This is a genomic window from Streptomyces umbrinus, assembly GCF_030817415.1.
Lineage (GTDB): Bacteria > Actinomycetota > Actinomycetes > Streptomycetales > Streptomycetaceae > Streptomyces > Streptomyces umbrinus_A.
Window position 1 is genome coordinate 6892248 of record NZ_JAUSZI010000002.1, and the last position, 20403, is coordinate 6912650.

The following is a 20403-nucleotide window of genomic DNA, read 5'->3' on the forward strand; positions in this document are numbered from 1 at the left end:
CCTGCTCCCCGGGCGTCAGCCCCCTGCGCGTACCTCATGATCCCGGCCTACAACAGGGATCAAGGAACGTCACTCCCCACCGGACACCGCCAGTTCAACTTCCTCGAGCTTCTTGACCGTGCGCCGGGAGGCCTCTTCCCGCAGGCCCTTCGCCTGGTTGGCGAGCCTCTCGTGGCCGCGCCCAGCGCGTGCTGTGCGGCGTCGACGTCCCGTTGGGCGGACGCCTGCTTCTCCAGGCGTGCTGGGTGTTGCGGGTGGCCCGGCGTACCTCGGCCTCGTCCGGCCCGGGCACGTTCCTGCCGGGGTTCTTGTCCGGGGCGTACGAGTCCGTCTTCTCGGTGGCCGTCAGAACGAGGGTACGAATGTCGTGCACGGGGTGAGTGGTGAGGGTCGGGTGGTCAGGCGACTGTGTGTGATGTGTCCGTCTTCAGGGCCTTGATGAATGTGCTGAAGGCGCCGGAGAGGAAGGAGAGGGTGCCGTGGGTGGGGGTTTTCGAGTCGCGTATCGCTACGTGGGTGTGCAGGCTCGCTATCGCTACGCAGTCGTTGCCCTCCCCGCCGCCGGAGAAGGACGACTTCTGCCAGTCGGCGGCGGTCCGGGCCGACCGCCGCCGGGATCCTCGGTTACTTCGAGTCCGTCATCCGGTACTCGTACGCGATCACCGAAGGCTTGCCCGACTTCGGCAGGGTGGCGAGCGTCATGCCCTGGAAGGTGTCGGTGACGATGGCGCGCTTGGCCGGGTTGTAGACGGACTCCTCCTTGTTCGGGTTGATCTCGAAGCTGCCCATGAACTGCTGCTTGAGCAGTGTTTCCTGGGTGTGGGCGGTCGGGACGACCGCGAGCACACCGCCGTCGGCCAGCCGCAGCGCGTACGTCGTCCCGTACGCCGGGTCCTTGGCGAAGTACTTCTTGGTCGCCCACTTGGCCAGATCGAATGTGGCGCGCTTCTTGTAGAGCTTGAGGGCGTCCTTGGCCGGGTCCGTGGTGTGGGAGATGCCGGCGCCGGCCTTCTTCCCGCCGGTCTCGTACAGGTCCTCGAACGCCGCGCCCACGTCGTTCGGGGCCAGGGTTCCGACACGGGTGGAGGGGGCCACGGCGGTGGCGAGGCCGTGGTTGCCGGTGTCGATCTTCGGGATCGGTGCCTCGGCGTAGACCGCCGACATCAGCTTCCAGGCGCCGCCGTCCTTGTCGAAGACCAGGAGGGCGGGGGTCTTCGATCCGCTGGCGGTGGCCTTGACGGCGAACCAGTCCTCACCGGCGGGGATGTAGTACGTACGGTCCTGGTAGGAGAAGGGCTTCTCGTAGTCGCTCCGGTCCGCCTTCGTCCAGGTGCTGAAGGTCTTGTAGTCCGCCTTGCTCTGCTCGTGGAGCTGGCCTCCTTCGACCGTCGCCAGCAGCTTGGCGTTCTGTGTCCTGTTCGCCTTGCCGTTGACAGCCGCGTAGTTGTCGACGATCTTCGCCGCCTGCTCGCGGGTCACGGCGCCCTTGGGGGCGGCGGAGGCCGACGCTTTCGGGTCGGCCTTCCCGTCGTCGTCCGTGGTGCCGCCGCACCCGGTGAGAGCAACGGTGGAAGTCAGACCGAGCATCAGCAGAGCGATGCCGGTCGTGCGTGCGGCGCGTGCCGGGTGAGGGGATGCCATGGTGTGCGCGTCTCTTCTTCTGTTGTGGGGTCTCGGAGAAGGGGGAACGACTGCCGCGAAGGGAACGACTGCCACGAAGTGGTGGCCGCGGGTCAGCGGTTGATCGACTGAATTTCCTGGACGTTCATGTCCTGGGTGGTCTCGAAGGTGCCGTCGGGCAGGTCACCGCCCGCACTGCCGGTGCCCTCCCAGGAGATCTGCCAGGTGACGGAGGCCTTGAGCGCGTACGGCTCTCCGCTGGTGGCACGCAGGTACGTGATGCCGCAGGGAGGCGTCTGCTCGGCGTCGCCCTTCTTGTACGGGGTGCCGATTGAGCCGTCGTCGTTGATCTCACACTCACCGGAGGCGGGGTAGGTCTCCGCGTCCGCCGTACCGGGTTCGAGATGAAGACTCACCGGCTTCGCGGTGGTCTCCGCCCAGAGGTTGGTGCCGGGCAACTCTGCGCGGACCTTGACCTCCTGGAATGTGCCCTTGTCGAGCCATACCCAAGTAGGGAGGTTCACCGTGGACTCGGCTTCCGGCTTCAACTCGATCTCGGTGTCCGGGACCTTGACCTTGTCGTACGCGTAGTCGGCGAGGGTCTTCGGAGTGGGGGCGTCCGGTACGTCGGGGATCTCGCCGGCGTTTTGCCAGAACATGAGCTGACCGCACTTCGACGTGTCGTCGACGTCGTTGACGTCCGGCGCGACTCCGCGCCAGAAGTAGCCGTCCTTGCCGAGGTTGTAGTCCTTGTAGCCCTTCGCGGTCGCCGGCGCGCTGAAGTAGTTGTGGGCGTCCTTCTCGTCCTTGAAGTGCTCCGTCCACAGGCGGGATCCGATCCAGCCCTGGCGGAGGCTGACGTCACCGCTGCCGTCGGTCTCCGAGAAGGTCTTGAGCTGGGCGGGAGTGAAGACGGGCTCGTACCAGCAGGGCGGTGGCTTCCAGTTCACGTCCGTCGACGAGAGCGCGCCGCGCTTTCCGCCGGTGGGGCCGCTCACCTGGGTGATCTCGATCCGCGACTGGTTGGCCGCGGCGGAGATGTTCCGGTCCTTGTCGGCCGCCCCGTTGACTCCGCCGTCCCCGACGGCGTGTGCTGACGTGGATGCGAGAAGCACCGAAGTGAGCGACGCAGCTGCCAGAGACGACCATCCGCGAAGAGACGTCATCGCGAGCAAGCACCCCTCTCCGAGCGGGTCGACAGGTTCTGCCAGACGCCCTGCGCGTTCATGGCGAGGCTGACGTTGTAGGAAATGCGGGGATCCGTGCCAGCCGGATTTCCCGCGACCTCGCCGGTCTTGCGGTTCTTCGAGTACGCCTTGCTCTCATCGGTGCAATAAGAGAGAGACGCCGCCTTCTTGTTGTCGGCGAAGGAGACCTTGGGGTCGAATGCGGGCAGCTTGCCGAACACCGTGAGGTTCTTGCCCGTATAAGTCTTGATCCACTGCCGGTCCTGGGACAGGCCGGGCTTGGTGTCGTAGAAGGCGAGGGCCTCACCGCCGTCGGGCTCGTTCGCGATGATCGCCGCGTATCCCGCGCGGAGCTGTTCCTTGGCGTCGGTGAGGAGTGCCTGGGTCTCCGCGTCGCTGCTCGTCCAGTCCTCGAAGGTCAACTGGAAGTTCTTCGGGAGCGTGATCTTCGGGCGGTCTTCATCGGCCGACGAGGACGAGGACGCGGAGGCCGACGGACTGCCCGACCCCTTGTCCGCCCCCTTGATGTCGTCCGACGACGAATCGTCGCCCCCGCCACAAGCGGTCAGCAGAAGCGCCGCGGTGGCGGCGAGCGCGGCAGCGGTGGTAACGGTGCGGCGGGCCACGGGTGTACTCCCCCTGTATAAGGCATGTGTGCAACAGAGAACGAAGCTATCAGGGGCACGTAGAGGGCCTCGGGGCGGTGGTGGGGGATCGTGTGGGGATCGTGAGATCTGTGACGTGACAGTTGCGAAGTGCTTGGAGACCAGGCGTGGAACGGCGGACGCCTGAACGGAAATCGCGGGCATAGGGGGCGGGCGGTGAGGAATCGGTCAGGCTCAAGGACTCCTCCTCTCCCCGCCCTTCGACACCCTCAATAAGATCTCAGTAGGCTCTGCACACCCCCGCTCGCCCTCCCTCCACACACGACACCAGGACACCCGCCATGGCGCGACGTACCACTTCCAACTCGACGGGAAGCTCGCCGGGTCCGAGGAATCGGACGCCGCAGCCCTTGCCTCGGCGCCGTCGTACGTTTGGGGACTTTCTGAAGGCATTCCTCGCCTTCGTCGCCCTGCTCGTGCTGCTGATCGGGGTGCCCGGGGCGCTGGCCTCGCAGATCGGATGGCCGCTGCCTAGCGGTTCGCCGAGTCTGGACTGGCTCCAGAAAGAGATCAGCGTCGATACGTTCATCAACACGCTGACCGTCGTCGTGTGGTTCGCCTGGGCCCAGTTCACCGCGTGCGTGCTCGTCGAGGTGAAGGCCGCCCTGTCGGGCGTCGGGCTGCCGAACCGAGTGCCCGGCGCCGGGCCGAGCCAGCTGCTCGCGCGGCAGCTCGTCGCGGCCCTGCTGCTCGTCGGCGCGACCGCGGCGAGCTTCACGCCGGGGCTGTCGCAGCTCGGGCAGCAGTTGGAGGGGAACCAGCGGCCGGCCACCGCGGCCGCGCAGCAGACGCCGGGCGGCCTCCTTGGCCAGCAGCAGGAGCAGGCGGCCTCGACGGCCGCCGCCCTGGCCGAGCAGGCTGCCTCCGCCGCCGCGCACGCCGAGAGCGGGACCGGCGCCCACGCCTCCGACGACGACACGAAGTTCTACCGGATCCAGCCGCCCGAGGGCCGTCACCACGACTCCCTCTGGGAGGTCGCCGAGCGCCACCTCGGTGACGGTCGGCGGTACAAGGAGATCTACCAGCTCAACAAGGACCGTACGCAGCCCGACGGTTCGAAGCTCTCCGAGGCCAGCCTCATCCGGCCCGGCTGGATCATGGAGATGCCCGGCGACGCCCGCGGCGGCGAGCTGGTGGAGATGCCCGACGAGGCCCCGAAGGTCTCGGAGGAAGTTCAGCAGCAGATCTCCGACTACGCCAGGACCGGCGGTGCCGAGGGTGCCGGCGGTCAGCAGGGCGGCGGCTCCGGGTCCCTCGACCGCGACACCGCACACATCAGCCTTCCCGAGCAGCGGCCCGCCCCCGACCAGGGGCACCAGCAGGGTCAGGACGGGCAGCAAGGACAGCAGGGGCAGGAGCACACCGCCCCCGCCGCCGGGGAGGACGGCGGGTTCGGGCTGCCGCAGGCACTGCTCGGCGCGCCCCTCCTCGCCGCCGGACTCCTCGGCGCCCTCGGCCGGCGCCGGCGTCAGGCGCTGTGGCAGTCCGCCCTCGGTGCCGTCGGCGGGCGGCGCGGCATGGAACCGCCGACGCCCACCGGCGCCGCCGCCGACGCGCAGGACGCGCTGCTGGTGGGGGCCGACCCCGAGGGCGTACGCCTTCTCGACCTCTCCCTGCGCGGGCTCGCCGCCTCGCTCGCTGGCGAGTCCCGGCCGCTGCCGACCGTCTACGCGGCCTGGATGAGCGGCAACGGCGACCTGCACCTCCAGCTCGCCCAGCCCGCCGGGAAGCCGCCGGCGCCCTGGCAGCTCGGGCAGGACCAGACGTTCTGGATGCTCGCGCGGGCGGACGCCGAGCGGTACGAGGACGTCGACACGGCCGCTCCCTACCCCGGCCTCGTCAGCCTCGGCACGATGGACGACTCGCGGCTCCTCCTCAACCTGGAGGCCGTGCCCGGCATCGTCTCGCTGAGCGGCCGCGAGCAGGACCGGGCGGGCGTGTTCGCCTCCGTGGCCGCCGAGTTGGCGACGAACGGCTGGTCCGACCGCATGACGATCACCCTCGTCGGCTTCGGCGAGGACCTGACGCCCCTCGCGCCCAACCGGCTCCGCCACCTCGACGACATCGAGGCGCTCGTGGAGACCATGGAGGCGGAGACACGGCAGCGGCGCGGTGCGCTGGGTGCCGCGGGCCACGACTCGGTCCTGACCGGCCGTACGGGCCCTGCCCAGCACACCCGTTGGGCCCCGCATCTCGTGCTGCTGGCCGCCGAGCCGTCCGCCGAGGACGCCGTCACGCTCGCCGAACTGGCCGCCGACGCAAGCCGGTTGGGCATCGGGTACCTCGTCGGCACGCAGTCGGGCGATCTGCCCGGTGCCGCCTGGGAGATGGAGATCACCAGCGAGGGCAAGCTCCTCGCCCCGCTCCTCGGCCTCGAACTCGACGCGCAGCTCCTGCCGGTGTCCCAGCAGCGGGCCGTCGTCGAGCTGTTCACCGACGCCGACCCCGAGCGCGACGACGACCGCCCCACCACCACCCCGCCGTTCCTCGTCGACATCAGCGAGCAGGGGCGTCCCGCGGTGTACGCGCGACTCGTCGGCCCGTACGAGATCATCGGCCTCGAAACGCCGGACGGTGAGCGCAGCCCGCTGCTGCACGAGGCGTTGGCGCTGCTGCTTCTGCACCGCGAGGGTGTGCACCCGCGGGTGCTGTCCTCCGCGCTCTGGCCGCGCGGTGTCACGGACGACGTCCGGGACGCGCTCGTCGAGCGGCTGCGAGCCTGGCTCGGCAACGACCCGGACGGTACGCCGCGCCTCGGCATCGACTCGACCGGGCGGCTCAAGCTCGCCAAGTCCGTCGTGTCCGACCTGGATGTGCTGCGGTCGCTGTACCACGAGGCCACGCAGGGGCGGGGCGTCAACAGCCGTGCCGTGCGCGGGCGTCTGCTGACCGACGCGCTGGTGCTGGTGCGGGGGCCGTTGCTGGCCGAGCGGACCGCGGGGCGGTACGGGTGGCTGACCCACGAGATCATCGACGCGCAACTGCCCCTGCTCGTCGCGGACATCGGGCTCGCCCTGTCCGCGTTCCACCTGGAGAAGGACCGGGCGGAGAAGGCGATCGAGGCGTTGAACGCGGCGCTCGGCTCCGCGCCGGGCGATGAGCGGTTGTGGAACGAGTTGCTGCGGGCCACGCATGCGACGGGTGACAGCGACCGGCTGAAGAGCCTCGCCGCGGATCTGGTCTCGCGCTCCGGGGCACGCGGCCTGCCGCCCCGGACCGAGGCCCTGCTGGACGAACTGCTTCCTGCTTGGCGGAGTGGTGTTGCTGCCGTCGGATGAGTGGGGCCCGCCGTGGATCTCCTGCTGATTCTTGGTGCCGCCCTCTGGGGCGGTGCCATCGGCATGTTCATCCCTCGCCCTGCCTATCGCTTCTCCGTCGCCCCCGATGAGCACTGGCAGACGCGGTGTCCAGAAGGGCATCTCATCGGCGGCTGGGTCGGGCTGGCGCGATGTCGGGAGTGTGGAGGGCGGGCGTACGGGCCCAGCACCCCCCTCGTCGCCCTGGCGACCGCGCTCGTCTGCGCGGCGCTTGCGGCAGCGACCGGTACCCGGCCCGAGATGGGTGTCTGGCTGTTGGTCGCGCCCCTGGGCGTACTGCTTGCCGTCGTGGACTTCACCGTGCAGCGGCTGCCGGACGTGCTGACGCTGTCGCTCGCGGGAGCGGCACTGGTCCTGCTGGTGGGGGCGGCGGCCGCGCCCGAGAACGCCGGGGACTGGCTGACCGCGCTGTACGGAGCCCTCGCCCTCGGCGGCGGCTATTTCGTGCTCTTCCTCATCAATCCCAACGGCATGGGCTTCGGTGACGTGAAGCTGGCGCTCGGTCTGGGCGCCGTCCTCGGCTGGTACGGCTGGGGAGCCCTGCTGCTCGGCACCTTCGCCGGGTTCCTGTTCGGCGGGCTGTACGGGCTGGGCCTCGTCGTCGTCCGCAGGGCCGGGCGCAAGACCTCCATGCCGTTCGGGCCCTTCCTGATCGCGGGCGCCTTCGTGGGCCTGCTCATCGGGGCGTACGCGGCCTGACGTCGGGTGATCACCTGGCCTGGCGTACGCTGGATCAGTCTGTCCACACCCCTATGAAAGGGACCGCTCCGGTGACCGAGAAGGCCGACCTCCAGTCCGTCCTCGACCGTGCCGCCGAGGGTGGGCGGATCACCCCGGAAGAGGCGCTCGACCTCTACCGCGACGCCCCGCTGCACGCGCTCGGCTCCGCCGCCGACGCCGTACGCCGCCGTCGGTACGCCGGTACGGAGCACATCGCGACGTACATCATCGAGCGCAACATCAACTACACGAACGTGTGCGTCACGGCGTGCAAGTTCTGCGCCTTCTACGCGCCGCCCAAGGACACCGCCAAGGGCTGGACGCGGGATCTGGACGACATCCTGCGCCGCTGCGCGGAGACCGTCGAGCTCGGCGGCACGCAGATCATGTTCCAGGGCGGGCACCACCCGGACTTCGGCGTCGAGTACTACGAGAAGCACTTCGCCGCGATCAAGGCCGCCTATCCGCAGCTCGTCATCCACAGCCTGGGGGCGAGCGAGGTCGAGCACATGGCCCGTATCTCCAAGGTCTCCGCCGAGGAGGCGATCCAGCGCATTCACGCCGCCGGGCTCGACTCCTTCGCCGGCGCCGGGGCCGAACTGCTGCCCGCGCGGCCCCGCAAGGCCATCGCCCCGCTCAAGGAGAGCGGCGAGCGCTGGCTGGAGATCATGGAGGCTGCGCACAACCTGGGCGTCGAGTCCACGTCCACGATGCTCATGGGAACCGGCGAGACCAACGCCGAGCGCATCGAGCACCTGCGGATGATCCGTGACGTACAGGACCGGACGGGTGGCTTCCGGGCCTTCATCCCGTACACGTACCAGCCCGAGAACAACCACCTGAAGGGCCGTACGCAGGCCACGCTCTTCGAGTACCTGCGGATGATCGCCATCGCGCGGCTCTTCATGGACAACATCGCCCACATCCAGGGCTCCTGGCTGACGACGGGCAAGGAGGTCGGCCAGTTGTCGCTTCACTACGGCGCGGACGACCTCGGTTCGATCATGCTGGAGGAGAACGTCGTCTCCTCGGCCGGTGCCAAGCACCGCTCCAACCGCATGGAGATCATCGACCTGATCCGCAAGGCCGGCCGCGTCCCGGCCCAGCGGGCCACGACGTACGAGCACCTCGTCGTCCACGACGACCCGGCGAACGACCCGGTCGACGAGCGGGTCCAGTCCCACATCTCCTCGACGGCGATCGAGGGCGGCACGGCCCACCCGGAGCTCAAGCTCCTCGCCTCCAACTAGTGCCCCGACCAGTGCGATCAGTGTTCCAACTGGCGTTGCTGTGCTGACGATTCACGTCGCCGACAAGTTGCGGTACGCCTGGGACGACCCCGATCCGGTCAAGGACGGGGCCGTCGCCGTGGAGGGCGACCGGGTTGCCGCGACGGGGTCGCTGGCCGGGCTTCAGGAGCGTTTCCCGGGTGCGCGTGTGCGGCGGTGGCCCGGCGTACTCGGGCCGGGCCTCGTTCTTGAGGGCCCGCTTCCGGATGCTCCGACGCCACGCGAACGGGTGCACGCGGTGCTGAAGTCGGGTGCGGTGGCGGTTCTGGAGCAGTACGTCGATACGGCCGCGCTGAGGGCGGCGGCCGGGCGTAATGACGTGGTCGTGCTGTCCCGGGTCCGCCCTGCGGGGATCGCGGCCGGGGGACGGGCCGACCTCGCGGTCTTCGACGAGGACGGGGCGTGCGTGGCGACTGTTTGCGCGGGGCGCCTTGTGCACAGGCGCCGTTGAGCTTTCTGTTGTCTTGAGGGTGCGGGTTCGTTGTGGCTGGTCGCGCAGTTCCCCGCGCCCCTAATAAGCAGGCGTGCCTGAAAAACCGCGGTGCACCAGGCGCCCCTGCCTTTTGCTTTTAGGGGCGCGGGGAACTGCGCGATCAACCCCCACTCACCCGCAGTCGAAATGTGACCCGATCACCCGGTGAACGCTTCGGCGAAATCCCCGGCCTCCTGGTCAACCCCACTGCAATTAGTCGCCGCGTCATCCGAAGCCGCATCGTCACCTTCACACTGCTGGTCCCGGAACGTCGACCACATCGACACCCACGAGATCCCCTTCTCCTCCGCGAACGAGCGAACCTGCGCCGCGTCGGACAGGGAGAACGTCTCGTTGTCCACGTCGTTGACGCCGATCATCGTGGTGAGGGCGAGCCCCTTCCAGGCCCGGTCGTCCGACAGTCCGAAGACGTCCTGAAGTTGATCGTGGGCGGCCTCGGCCGACGTCTCCGCGTAGTCGCCCATGTCCTCGTCGTACGAACTGCCGTAGTTCATGGTCATGATGTTGACCGTGGAGACCTGGACGCCGTTGTCGTTGGCGGACTCCAGCAGCGCCAGGCTGTCGTCGTCGAGCCCGGACGGCATCACGGGCAGCGTGAAGGTGACCGCGAGGTCGGAGCGCTCCTTCTGGAGCAGGGCGATCGCCTCGGAGCGCAGCGCGACCGAGTCGGAGTCGGTCAACTGCTCGCCCTCGATGTCGAAGTCGGCCTCCGTCGCCCCGGCGGCGTCGAGCGCGGCGCCGTAGGCCTCGGCCAGTTCGGAGGCGCTGTCGCAGGTCGAGGCGAGCTCCTTGCCGGAGGCGCCGCCGAAGGAGACGCGCACGGCGCCGCCGGACTCCGTGAGCGCCGATATACGGGACTTGACCGCCGAGTCACCGATGGCCGTCGTGCCGTTCCACTTCGGCGTGCAGCTGCTGCCGCCCGCGATGACGAAGGCGAGGTTGTACGTGGCCGGGGAGCCGGCCGAGTCGTTGTCGGAGGCGGTGGTGGCGCTGACGTACGGGGCGTACGTGGTGGCGGACGACTCCGCCGAGGCCGAGGCAGAGGCCGATGGCGACTCCGAGGCCGCCCCCGCCGCCGATGGCTGCGACGACGACGCTGACGACGACTCCGAGTCCGGTTCCGAGGAGCACCCGGCGCAGGTCAGGGCCGTCAGACAGACGAACCCGGCAGTCGGCTTGAGGAAACTCCGCATTGCGTATGCACCGCTCTCTGGTTCACGTCGTGGACCGAAAACGTCTCACAGGCGACCGTGGTGCACGAAGTCGAGCCGAACTCTCTCAGGGAAACGACAGGATCAGGCATTTCTCATGGCGCACTCACAAGGAAATCAGAGTTTCGGACACATAAAGGCTGCCTAATATCCGGGGAATGCATTCCGAGCCTGCCATCGAATCCCGCGCCGCTGGGCGCGGCCGCCGCCGCAAACGCGGCAACGGGTCCAACGGATCCGAAGACGGCCCCGTGTTCGTTGACAACTCCGGGCGCAGAGCCAGGCTGCTGCGCCGGATCGGTCTCCTCCTGGGTGCCGTCTGCATCGGGTACGCGGTCGTGCTCGGCATGGCGTTCATGGGCTGGGGCCCCTCACTCTCCCCGTCCTCGCTGCTGCCCTTCGGGGGCGGCGGTCCGGGCAACCAGAACTCCCGGCCCGGCGGCGGTGTCCAGCCGCAGGGCGGCACCGGCAGTCCGCCCGCGCAGCCCACCGGCGTCCCGCCCACGGGCGTCGCCACCGGCGCCCCGCCGGCCGGAGCCGTGCCCACCGCCGCCCCGTCTGCATCCGCGGATCCCGCCTCCGTCTCCGCTCCGTCCGCGTCCGCCTCGGCGGCCGCGGGCGCCAACTGACCGGAACGCACTCACACTCATGGCTACTACGACGCCCTCGCGCGGCCGCAGGCGAGCCCCGTCCCGGATGACACGGGCCGCGGGCAAGGCCGCGGCGCTGCAGAAACCGCGTGTCATCCTCGCCCTGCTGCTCCTTCTCGCACTCACCAGCGTGATGCTGCTCGACGGCTATCTGCGCGCCGAGGTCGGCGGCGACGAGCGCGTACGCAGCAACGCCAGTTCGAGCAAGGTCCCCGACAAGATCCTCGACGGCGGGCCGATCCTCTCCTTCCGGGGCGGCGAGGCACAGAGCCAGTCCGTCCCCGAGAAGACCATCGCGCTCACCTTCGACGACGGCCCCAACCCCACCTGGACTCCGCAGATCCTCAAGATCCTTGAGGCGAACGACGTCCCGGGCACGTTCTTCGTGGTCGGCTCGATGGTGTCGCGCTATCCGAGCATCGTGAAGGACCTGGTGGACCAGGGCAACGAGATCGGCATCCACACCTTCACGCACGTCGACCTCTCGTACCAGAGCGACGACCGGATCGCCCGCGAGATGGACCAGACGCAGCTCGCGCTCGCGGGTGCGGCGGGCATCACGACCACACTGTTCCGGGCCCCGTACTCCTCCGAGGCGGACGCCATCGACAACTACAGCTGGCCCGTCTACAAGAAGCTCGGCGAGGAGGGCTACACCAGCGTCTTCGTCGACACCGACAGCGACGACTGGAAGCGCCCGGGCGTCTCGAAGATCATCAAGTGGGCCACGCCGTCGAAGAACAAGGGCGCCTCGGTCCTCTTCCACGACGCGGGCGGCGAGCGTTCGCAGACGGTCGAGGCGCTCGGGACGTACATCAAGAAGATGAAGGCGAAGGGCTACACCTTCACCACCATCAGCGGCGCGATCCGGCAGGGGAACGGTCAGAACGCCGAGAACGCTCAGAGCGGCCAGGCCCCCGGCGGTCAGCAGGACCAACAGGACCAACAGGGCCAGCAGCCCGGTCAGTCGGGCCAGGCAGGGCAAGCGGGCCAGGCCGGGGGAATCAACAGCCTCCAGGCCGCCCACCGGACCGCCACCGGCACCACCCTCTACGAAGGCAAGGCCCTCGTCGCGGCCGTCGCTGTCGCCGAGTGGACCGTACCGGGGCTCGCGACCGGGCTCGCCGTCGTCGGCGTCGCCGTCATGGGCCGCTTCGGGATGATGCTGATCCTCGCCCGCAGGCACTACCGGCAGCGCAACAAACGCCGGTTCAGCTGGGGGCCGACCGTCACACAGCCCGTCAGCGTGATCGTGCCCGCGTACAACGAGAAGGAGTGCATAGCCAACACCCTGGAGTCGCTGGCGAAGAGCACCCATCCGATCGAGATCATCGTGGTGGACGACGGCTCGACGGACGACACGTCCCAGATCGCGCGCGATGCGGCACGTTCCTTCGGCATGACGAACGTCCGGGTCATCCGCCAGGAGAACGCGGGCAAGCCGGCCGCCCTCAACAACGGTGTCCGCAGCGCCAGTTACGACATCGTCGTGATGATGGACGGCGACACGGTCTTCGAGCCGGACGCCGTGCACCAGCTCGTCCAGCCCTTCGCGGAGCCGGAGGTCGGCGCGGTCGCGGGCAACGCCAAGGTCGGCAACCGCAACACGATCATCGGCGCCTGGCAGCACATCGAGTACGTGATGGGCTTCAATCTCGACCGCCGCATGTACGACCTGCTGCGCTGCATGCCCACCATCCCGGGCGCGATCGGCGCGTTCCGCCGGGACGCCGTCCTGGAGGTCGGCGGCATGAGCGAGGACACGCTCGCCGAGGACACCGACATCACCATCGCGATGCACCGCGGCGGCTGGCGGGTCGTCTACCAGGAGCACGCCAGGGCCTGGACGGAGGCGCCCGCCTCGCTCAAGCAGCTCTGGTCGCAGCGCTACCGCTGGTCGTACGGCACGATGCAGGCGCTGTGGAAGCACCGCAAGTCCCTTACGGACAAGGGTCCTTCGGGCCGCTTCGGCCGGGTCGGCATGCCACTGGTGGTGATCTTCCAGATCATCACGCCGGTCTTCGCCCCGCTGATCGACGTGTTCACCGCCTACTCGATGATCTTCATCGACTTCAAGGCCGCCCTGCTCGCCTGGCTGGCTGTCCTGGGCATCCAACTCGTCTGCGCGGCCTACGCGTTCCGCCTGGACCGCGAAAAGTACCGCTACCTGCTGATGATGCCGCTGCAGCAGCTCGCGTACCGCCAGATGATGTACCTCGTCCTCATCCACTCCTGCATCACCGCCCTCACCGGCGGCCGCCTGCGCTGGCAGAAGCTGAAGCGCACGGGCGAGGTCGGCACGCCGGCGGGGGTCAGCTGATGAGCTGGGGGACGGATCAGCCGGGCTACCCACAGGAGCAACCAGAAGGCTACGGCTACGGCCATGGCTACGGGGCCGGCCAGCAGCAACAGCCGTACGGGCAGCCGCAGTACGGTGGCCCCCCGTACCCCCAGCAGTACGACGGCCATGACCAGCAGGGGTACGCACCGGAGTACGCGCCCGCGGACTACTCGGCGTACGTCGTGCCGGAGCAGGCGACGGGCGACACGGCACGGCTGCCGCTGGTGGAACCGCCGCCGGTGGAAGGGGAGTTCGCGGCTGCCACGGAGGCCGACGCCAAGCCCCGCGACGGGGGACCGGAGGCCGAACCGGCCCCGGACGCGCGGCCGAAACCCGCCGGCCGCGACCGCTACTTCGACACCCTGCGCGCGGTCGCCCTGGTCCGCGTCGTCACGTACCACACCTTCGGCTGGGCCTGGGCGGGCATGGTCTTCCCGTCCATGGGGATCATGTTCGCGCTGGCCGGCACGCTGATGGCGAAGTCGCTGGAGCGGCCGGCCCTCAAGGTGATCCGGAGCCGGATCCGCCGGCTCCTGCCGCCGTTCTGGTTCTGGGGCTTCTTCGTCGTGGTCGCGATGCTGATCCACGACTGGATGCCGGGCTGGCAGATCGTCTACTGGATCGTTCCGCTCGGCGACCCGCCGGGCAACGCGTGGGGCGAGCAGGCCTGGGAGATCCTCTGGTACCTGCGGACGTACCTCTGGTTCGTGCTGCTGTCGCCCCTGCTGCTGAGGATGTTCCGGCTGGCCCCGGTCGCGGTGCTCGTCCTCTCCCTCGCCCCGATCCTGGTCGTCCACTTCCTGTGGGAGCCGCCGGACGACCGCTTCGGCAGCGCGCTGACCGACCTGGCCACCTTCCTCTTCTGCTGGATCCTCGGCTTCGCGCACCGCGACGGTGTCCTGCAGCGGCTGAAGCCGTTCGCCGTCGTCGTCCTCTCGCTCGCCGCGATCGGCTACGCCGGCTGGTACGCCTTCACGCACCAGGCCGAGACGGATTCGTACGACCTCGACGACATCCCGCTCGCGCAGGCCTTCTGGTCGGCGGGGTTCGTGACGCTCCTGATGTACGCGAAGGCGCACTTCCGGATCGACTTCGCCGGGCTGGCCCGCTTCAAGCGGCTCGACCGGATCGTGACGATCTTCAACGCCCGTGCCGTGACCCTCTACCTCTGGCACGAGATCGCACTGATCCTGGCCGTCCCGCTGATCGACCAGTTCTGGAACGTACCGGCGTTCGAGACGTATCTGCCGCTGGAGAGCCAGTGGTTCATGTTCGGCATCGGCTGGATCCTCATCGCCGTGTTCATCCTGCTCTGCGGCTGGGTGGAGGACGTGGCGGCGAAGAAGAAGCCGAGGCTCCTGCCCTGAGGGATCCGAGGGCACCTGTGAGAGCCGTCCTCGCGGCGGCGTTCCGACCGGCGTACGGTCCGGGTGCTGGAGAGTCACCCGGTCCGTACTGCCACAATGGGGGTGTGACCCGCGCATCCCTGAACAAGCAGCCGCACGAAGTCGCCTCGATGTTCGACGACGTGGCGGAACGCTACGACCTGACGAACGACGTGCTGTCGCTCGGCCAGGACCGTGTGTGGCGCAAGGAGGTCGCGAAGGCGGTCGACGCGCGGCCCGCGCAGAAGATCCTGGACCTGGCGGCGGGCACGGCCACCTCCTCGCTGCCGTTCGCGCGCACGGGTGCGTACGTCGTCCCCTGCGACTTCTCCCTCGGGATGCTCAGGGTCGGCAAGAAGAACCACCCCTGGCTGCCGCTCACCGCGGGCGACGCGACGAAGCTGCCGTTCAAGGACGACACCTTCGACGCGGTGACGATCTCCTTCGGCCTGCGGAACGTGCAGTCCACCAGCGTGGACACCGCGCTGCGCGAGCTGTACCGGGTGACCAGGCCCGGCGGACGCGTCGTCATCTGCGAGTTCTCGCACCCGACCTGGGCGCCCTTCCGCACGGTCTACACCGAGTACCTGATGCGCGCCCTCCCGCCGGTGGCCCGCGCGGTCTCCTCCAACCCCGACGCGTACGTCTACCTCGCCGAATCCATCCGCGACTGGCCCAACCAGCCGGCCCTCGCCGAACGCCTCACCAAGGCTGGTTGGTCGAGGGTGGCCTGGCGCAACCTGACGGGCGGGGTGGTGGCCCTGCACAGGGGCTACAAGCAGACTCCGTAAGCCGCTTCTTCCAGGGGACGCGGGCGGCGCAATCTCTTGTCTTTCAGGGGCGCGGGGCTGTGACATTTGGCGGCTCCGCCGCGTGGGCGCGACCAGCCACGGACGGCCCGCAGCGTGCCCACAAGCTGAAATCCCCTGCTCCCTCGCGCAGCGGAGTCGCTACCGCAGCACGGCAAACGGATCCCCCGGCTCATCAAGCTCCCGGTACAGCCCCCCGGCAGGCGGCCCACCCCGCCGAGGCTCCCGGACACCGGCCCCGCCCCCGCCTTCCCCCTCGCCGAAGTCGAACCACACAGTGACGACCGCACCCCGAGGCACCTCGGACCCGGGCAACGGATACTGCCGTACGACGTAATCGACGACGGTCAGATGGAAGTCGGGCCGATCCGGCGCGGCGAGCAGCACCCCACGCGCCTCGGCCGTCTCGCGCGCGTCCACGGCCATCAGACCGACGAGCCGCGGTACGCGCACTTCGGGTGTCTTGCGTGGTATGCGCACAGACGTCACCCCCAGCGGTACCGGCAGGGTAAGCCCTGCCGAGCCGTGCCGGAAGGTGTCGGAAAGCCCGGCCGGACGCCCCGGGCAGCCCCCGGCAGCCCCCGAAAACCGGACGAGAACGGGACGGGAATCAGGCGGGAGCCCGGCCGGAAACCGTCAGAGAGCCAACCGGTAGCAGTGCCCCAGTTGGTCCGACGTCTCCGTCGTGAACGTCTCGGCGAGTTCCATCCCGAGGCGTCTGGTCACCGCGATCGAGCGCTCGTTGCGGGAGTTCACCATGGCCACCACGCTGGGCACGCCCGTCGCGCGCACCCGTTCCAGCGTGATCCGCGCGGCCGCGGTGACGTACCCCTTGCCCCAGTGCCTGCGCCCGAGCCGCCAGCCGATCTCGATCTCGCCCTTCGGCCCCCACTCGCGCGGCCACGGCTGGGCGCCGGTGAAGCCGATGACCTCGCCCTCCTCGTCGAGCATGGTCCAGAAGCAGAAGCCGTACTCCGCGTCGTGCCGGCGCTGCCTGGCGGTCAGTTCCTCGTAGAAGGACAGCTCGGCCGGCTTTCCGCCGTGGAACTCCATCACGTCCGGGTCGTCGAAGACCCGGTGCCAGGCGAACGCGTCCTCGTCGGTCGGGACGCGCAGGTGTACCACGGGGAGAGCTCGGTTCACGGGGCAGCCCTTCAGCCAGGTGATCAGTACCGCTGCATAGACTGCCCATGTCCCGTGCCCCTCAGCACGCGGATTTCGAGACTTCGCACTTCGAGACCTAGAGCCTTCGAGACTTGGGGAGAACCCGCCGTGACCGAGTCCCAGCCCCTCTCCGAACACACCGCCGATGTGATCGTCGTCGGGGCCGGGCCAGCCGGTTCCACCACCGCCTACTACTTGGCCAAGGCCGGACTGGACGTCCTGCTCCTCGAAAAGACCGCGTTCCCGCGGGAGAAGGTGTGCGGTGACGGGCTGACACCGCGCGCCACCAAACAGCTCGTCTCCATGGGCATCGACATCTCGGAGGAGGCGGGCTGGCTCCGGAACAAGGGGCTCCGCATCATCGGCGGCGGCGTCCGCCTCCAGCTGGACTGGCCGGATCTCGCCGCCTACCCCGACTACGGACTCGTACGGAAGCGGGACGACTTCGACGAGCAGCTGGCCCGGCAGGCGCAGAAGGCGGGCGCGCGGCTGCACGAGCGCTGCAACGTCGGAGCCCCGATCATCGACGACCGCACGGGCCGGATCACCGGTGTGCACGCGAAGCTCGGCGACGCCGACTCCAAGGAGAAGCGCGAGGTCACCTTCCACGCGCCCCTCGTGGTCGCCGCCGACGGCAACTCCACCCGGCTCTCGCTGGCGATGGGTCTGCACCGCCGCGAGGACCGTCCGATGGGCGTCGCGGTCCGTACGTACTTCACGTCCCCGCGCCACGACGACGACTACCTGGAGTCGTGGCTGGAACTGTGGGACCGCCGCGGCCCGGGCGAGGACCGGCTGCTGCCCGGCTACGGCTGGATCTTCGGCATGGGTGACGGTACGTCGAACGTCGGCCTGGGCGTCCTCAACACCACGTCCTCCTTCAAGGAACTGGACTGGCGAGAGGTTCTCAAGGCCTGGTGCGCCTCGATGCCCGAGGACTGGGGCTACACCCCGGAGAACATGACGATCCCGATCCGGGGCGCCGCTCTCCCGATGGCCTTCAACCGCCAGCCCCACTACACGAAGGGCCTGTTGCTCGTAGGTGACGCGGGCGGCATGGTGAACCCCTTCAACGGCGAGGGCATCGCGTACGCCATGGAGTCCGGCCAGATCGCCGCCGACGTCATCGTCCAGGCGCACGCCCGCGCGACCCCCGCCCAGCGCGAACTCGCCCTCCAGCGCTACCCGAAGGTCCTCAAGGACACCTACGGCGGCTACTACACGCTGGGCCGCGCCTTCGTGAAGCTCATCGGCAACCCGAAGGTCATGAAGATCGCCACGCAGCGGGGTCTCACGCACCCCATTCTGATGAAGTTCACGCTGAAGATGCTGGCCAACCTGACCGACCCGACGGGCGGCGACGCGATGGACCGCATCATCAACGGCCTCTCCAAGGTGGCCCCGAGGGCCTAGCTACGGGTGGGGCCGCTGAGGCGCGGCTGAGGGCCGCTCCCCGTGTTGGGGGAGCGGCCCTTCAATGTGCGTGGCCGGGGCCCGGAGAAGCCCGGTCAGGGGCCGGGAAGGCGTGACCGAGGTCAGAGGACGCGTACCGCGCCGCTCGCCGGGTAGCCCGACAGGTCCTGGATGACGACACCCTTCGAGGGGTTCGCGGCGTCCAGGTACTGGCCGCCACCGATGTAGACACCGGTGTGGTACGCCGAGCCCGCGCCACCCCAGTAGAGGATGTCGCCGACCTGGATGTTGGACAGCGAGACCGGGGTGCCGGCCACGGACTGGTCCTGGGAGACGCGCGGCAGGTCCACGCCGACCTGCTTGAACGCGGCCTGCACCAGGCTGGAGCAGTCCCACGCGTTGGGGCCGGTGGCGCCCATGACGTAGGCGTCGCCGAGCTGCGCCTTGAGGAAGTTGACGACCGTGCCGACGCTGCCGCTCGCGGGGGCGGGGACGTCACTGTCGGCCGACGTCGACGTGAGCGTGGTCCGCTCCGACGACCGGGTGGCGCGCTCGGCGGCGGCCTTGCGGGCGTCCTCGGCCTTCTGCTTGGCCTCCGCCTTCTTCTTCGCGTCGGCGAGGTCCGCCTTGGCCTGCTTGGCGGCCTTGGCGGCGGCCGCGTCACGCTCGGCACGCAGCTGGTAGTCGGCCGCGGCCTGCTGGGTGACCTCCGCGGACTCGGCGACCTGGGCGGTCATGTCAGCCGTGAGGGTGGGCAGCTCGATGGTCTGGGTAACCGGCTCGGCAGCGTTCGCCGATCCGGCCGCACCGGCCACTGCCAGGGTGCTGAGGACGCCACCGGCAACTCCGGCGCGCATCGCGAGCGCTGAGCTGCTGCGAGGCCGGGGTTTCCGGTGGCTGCGTATGTGAGCGGTGTGGGACATAGGGACAACCGGTATCAGGGGCTCCTCCATACCTTCAAGAAACGTGTGGTGCGCCACAATTGTTCAATGGGCCCTCCGAACCCCGGGCGTGGCGTTCCTTATTGACGCCGTAACGGGCATTGCGGACACCGCCTGTGAAGCCTGTGATCACGGGCTTTCTGTGTTACGTCCGAATTGCCCGCGACCTACCACTCGTTGGAGCGGTTGGCCAAGCCCGGTTGTTTCCCGGCTGTTACCAATGTGACGCAGGTCACGGAACGGCCGGTCCTGCGGTGGTGTCACGCGTATGAGGCGGGGGAGTCGTGAAGGTCGGGCCGGCGGACGCGTTCCGCTCGTGAATGGATGCACGCACCCGGGTCGTCCACACCGGGCACTCCAACTCCCCCCGAAGTGTGAACGAGTTCCTCTACCAAGCGCCGATGTCCAAGGCCAATTTGCCTTGGATCTCGCAGCCTTGATAGTGCGCCGAAGCCTGGACCAGCGATGACGGGCGAAAATGTCACCTCTGGTGATCACTCGGACGCTTCTCGTACGAAGATCGGCACTCATCCGACTTCATGATCCTTCGCCGGGTGGTGGAGATCACAAAGACGTTGTCGTACCCCGTGTCGCAGATCACAGACCCGCAGGCATAAGATGCGAGGCAGTTGGGCTTGTGACCTGCTTCACATGTACACGATCTTCGTGGAGCCGCACGGAGCTCGTGGGCCTCATGAGGTTCATGGGGCATGCGGGGCAGGGAGCGACGCCTGATGCAACCGCCAGCAGTCAATGCCGACTGAGAGGAGCGAGGAGCGGTGAACGCGTATGCGCCCATCCTCGTACTGGGAGCCCTCGGAGCAGGCTTTGCGATCTTCTCCGTGGTCATGGCCACGCTTATCGGTCCAAAGCGCTACAACCGGGCCAAGCTCGAAGCCTACGAGTGCGGTATCGAGCCGACCCCCACGCCGGCCGGCGGCGGGCGGTTCCCCATCAAGTACTACCTGACGGCGATGCTCTTCATCATTTTCGATATCGAGATCGTCTTCCTCTATCCCTGGGCCGTCACGTTCGACGCACTCGGGGTTTTCGGGCTCGTGGAGATGCTGCTCTTCGTGCTCACCGTCTTCGTCGCGTACGCGTACGTGTGGCGGCGAGGCGGCCTGGAATGGGACTGAAACCCGCATGGGACTGAACCCCGCAAGGGACTGAGCCCCGTATAGGGGACAGAGGAGCC

The 20403-nt window shown here is 68.8% G+C and carries 17 protein-coding genes and 1 pseudogene; 10 read left to right on the forward strand and 8 right to left on the reverse strand.

Translation table 11 applies throughout. The annotated features are described in order from the left end of the window. Positions 1-398 precede the first annotated feature (398 nt). The 4 genes and pseudogenes from QF035_RS30470 to QF035_RS30485 all read right to left on the reverse strand — a co-directional run. A pseudogene (locus tag QF035_RS30470) lies at positions 399-578 on the reverse strand (DUF397 domain-containing protein); the annotation flags it as partial. A 46-nt stretch (positions 579-624) separates the two neighbouring features. Continuing rightward, entirely contained in the window at positions 625-1641 is a 1017-nt protein-coding gene (locus tag QF035_RS30475) for a hypothetical protein (protein ID WP_307523700.1), read from the reverse strand. 92 nt (positions 1642-1733) lie between these two features. Further along, positions 1734-2786 (reverse strand): hypothetical protein, encoded by a 1053-nt coding sequence (locus QF035_RS30480; protein WP_307523701.1) that lies wholly within the window; start codon positions 2784-2786, stop codon positions 1734-1736. Beyond that, positions 2783-3433, reverse strand: a complete 651-nt coding sequence (locus tag QF035_RS30485; protein WP_307523702.1) for a hypothetical protein — start codon at positions 3431-3433, stop codon at positions 2783-2785. Before QF035_RS30485 ends, QF035_RS30480 begins: the two co-directional genes overlap by 4 nt. 320 nt (positions 3434-3753) lie before the next feature. On the opposite strand from QF035_RS30485, the gene QF035_RS30490 reads away from it, so the two are divergent. From QF035_RS30490 to QF035_RS30505, 4 genes are all read left to right on the forward strand, one after another. Then, positions 3754-6750 (forward strand): BTAD domain-containing putative transcriptional regulator, encoded by a 2997-nt coding sequence (locus tag QF035_RS30490; protein ID WP_307523703.1) that lies wholly within the window; start codon positions 3754-3756, stop codon positions 6748-6750. 63 nt (positions 6751-6813) lie between these two features. Continuing rightward, positions 6814-7488, forward strand: a complete 675-nt coding sequence (locus tag QF035_RS30495) for a prepilin peptidase (RefSeq protein ID WP_307531544.1) — start codon at positions 6814-6816, stop codon at positions 7486-7488. A 71-nt stretch (positions 7489-7559) separates the two neighbouring features. Then, entirely contained in the window at positions 7560-8759 is a 1200-nt protein-coding gene (mqnC, locus tag QF035_RS30500) for a cyclic dehypoxanthinyl futalosine synthase (protein WP_307523704.1), read from the forward strand. 40 nt (positions 8760-8799) lie between these two features. After that, on the forward strand, positions 8800-9249 hold the full coding sequence (locus tag QF035_RS30505) for an imidazolonepropionase-like domain-containing protein (protein ID WP_307523705.1): 450 nt from the start codon (positions 8800-8802) through the stop codon (positions 9247-9249). 179 nt (positions 9250-9428) lie between these two features. Here the strand turns inward: QF035_RS30505 and QF035_RS30510 are convergent, their stop codons facing one another. Then, positions 9429-10484: a chitinase gene (locus QF035_RS30510; protein WP_307523706.1), complete on the reverse strand. Its 1056-nt coding sequence runs from the start codon at positions 10482-10484 to the stop codon at positions 9429-9431. A 176-nt stretch (positions 10485-10660) separates the two neighbouring features. On the opposite strand from QF035_RS30510, the gene QF035_RS30515 reads away from it, so the two are divergent. The 4 genes from QF035_RS30515 (at position 10661) to QF035_RS30530 (ending at position 15669) form a co-directional block, all read left to right on the forward strand. Then, positions 10661-11131, forward strand: coding sequence for a hypothetical protein (locus QF035_RS30515; RefSeq protein ID WP_307523707.1), 471 nt, complete (start codon positions 10661-10663; stop codon positions 11129-11131). A gap of 19 nt (positions 11132-11150) precedes the next feature. Then, positions 11151-13472, forward strand: a complete 2322-nt coding sequence (locus tag QF035_RS30520; RefSeq protein WP_307523708.1) for a bifunctional polysaccharide deacetylase/glycosyltransferase family 2 protein — start codon at positions 11151-11153, stop codon at positions 13470-13472. After that, positions 13472-14860: an acyltransferase family protein gene (locus QF035_RS30525; protein ID WP_307523709.1), complete on the forward strand. Its 1389-nt coding sequence runs from the start codon at positions 13472-13474 to the stop codon at positions 14858-14860. The genes QF035_RS30520 and QF035_RS30525 overlap by 1 nt, the downstream gene beginning before the upstream one ends. A gap of 104 nt (positions 14861-14964) precedes the next feature. Beyond that, the gene (locus tag QF035_RS30530; protein ID WP_307523710.1) at positions 14965-15669 is read left to right on the forward strand and encodes a demethylmenaquinone methyltransferase; all 705 of its coding nucleotides are present in this window, start codon (positions 14965-14967) and stop codon (positions 15667-15669) included. A 159-nt stretch (positions 15670-15828) separates the two neighbouring features. On the opposite strand, the gene QF035_RS30535 is transcribed toward QF035_RS30530, so the two are convergent. Continuing rightward, a complete protein-coding gene (locus tag QF035_RS30535; protein ID WP_373466232.1) occupies positions 15829-16176 on the reverse strand; it encodes a PASTA domain-containing protein in 348 nt (115 codons plus the stop codon). A gap of 147 nt (positions 16177-16323) precedes the next feature. Beyond that, the gene (locus tag QF035_RS30540) at positions 16324-16830 is read right to left on the reverse strand and encodes a GNAT family N-acetyltransferase (protein ID WP_307523711.1); all 507 of its coding nucleotides are present in this window, start codon (positions 16828-16830) and stop codon (positions 16324-16326) included. 129 nt (positions 16831-16959) lie between these two features. Between QF035_RS30540 and QF035_RS30545 the strand changes: the two genes are divergently transcribed. Then, positions 16960-18264, forward strand: a complete 1305-nt coding sequence (locus tag QF035_RS30545; protein WP_269652831.1) for a geranylgeranyl reductase family protein — start codon at positions 16960-16962, stop codon at positions 18262-18264. A gap of 122 nt (positions 18265-18386) precedes the next feature. Here the strand turns inward: QF035_RS30545 and QF035_RS30550 are convergent, their stop codons facing one another. Further along, a complete protein-coding gene (locus QF035_RS30550) occupies positions 18387-19217 on the reverse strand; it encodes a C40 family peptidase (RefSeq protein ID WP_307523712.1) in 831 nt (276 codons plus the stop codon). Between the two features lie 767 nt (positions 19218-19984). Between QF035_RS30550 and QF035_RS30555 the strand changes: the two genes are divergently transcribed. Then, positions 19985-20344 (forward strand): NADH-quinone oxidoreductase subunit A, encoded by a 360-nt coding sequence (locus QF035_RS30555; RefSeq protein ID WP_033319564.1) that lies wholly within the window; start codon positions 19985-19987, stop codon positions 20342-20344. The last annotated feature ends 59 nt before the right edge of the window (positions 20345-20403 follow it).

What these genes read in the sequence shown, in the direction of transcription:
- QF035_RS30475 (WP_307523700.1), bottom strand. Translation starts at nt 1,641, where the DNA reads ATGGCATCCCCTCACCCGGCACGCGCCGCACGCACGACCGGCATCGCT.
- QF035_RS30480 (WP_307523701.1), bottom strand. Translation starts at nt 2,786, where the DNA reads ATGACGTCTCTTCGCGGATGGTCGTCTCTGGCAGCTGCGTCGCTCACT.
- QF035_RS30490 (WP_307523703.1), top strand. Translation starts at nt 3,754, where the DNA reads ATGGCGCGACGTACCACTTCCAACTCGACGGGAAGCTCGCCGGGTCCG.
- QF035_RS30495 (WP_307531544.1), top strand. Translation starts at nt 6,814, where the DNA reads ATGTTCATCCCTCGCCCTGCCTATCGCTTCTCCGTCGCCCCCGATGAG.
- QF035_RS30510 (WP_307523706.1), bottom strand. Translation starts at nt 10,484, where the DNA reads ATGCGGAGTTTCCTCAAGCCGACTGCCGGGTTCGTCTGTCTGACGGCC.
- QF035_RS30515 (WP_307523707.1), top strand. Translation starts at nt 10,661, where the DNA reads ATGCATTCCGAGCCTGCCATCGAATCCCGCGCCGCTGGGCGCGGCCGC.
- QF035_RS30520 (WP_307523708.1), top strand. Translation starts at nt 11,151, where the DNA reads ATGGCTACTACGACGCCCTCGCGCGGCCGCAGGCGAGCCCCGTCCCGG.
- QF035_RS30525 (WP_307523709.1), top strand. Translation starts at nt 13,472, where the DNA reads ATGAGCTGGGGGACGGATCAGCCGGGCTACCCACAGGAGCAACCAGAA.
- QF035_RS30550 (WP_307523712.1), bottom strand. Translation starts at nt 19,217, where the DNA reads ATGGAGGAGCCCCTGATACCGGTTGTCCCTATGTCCCACACCGCTCAC.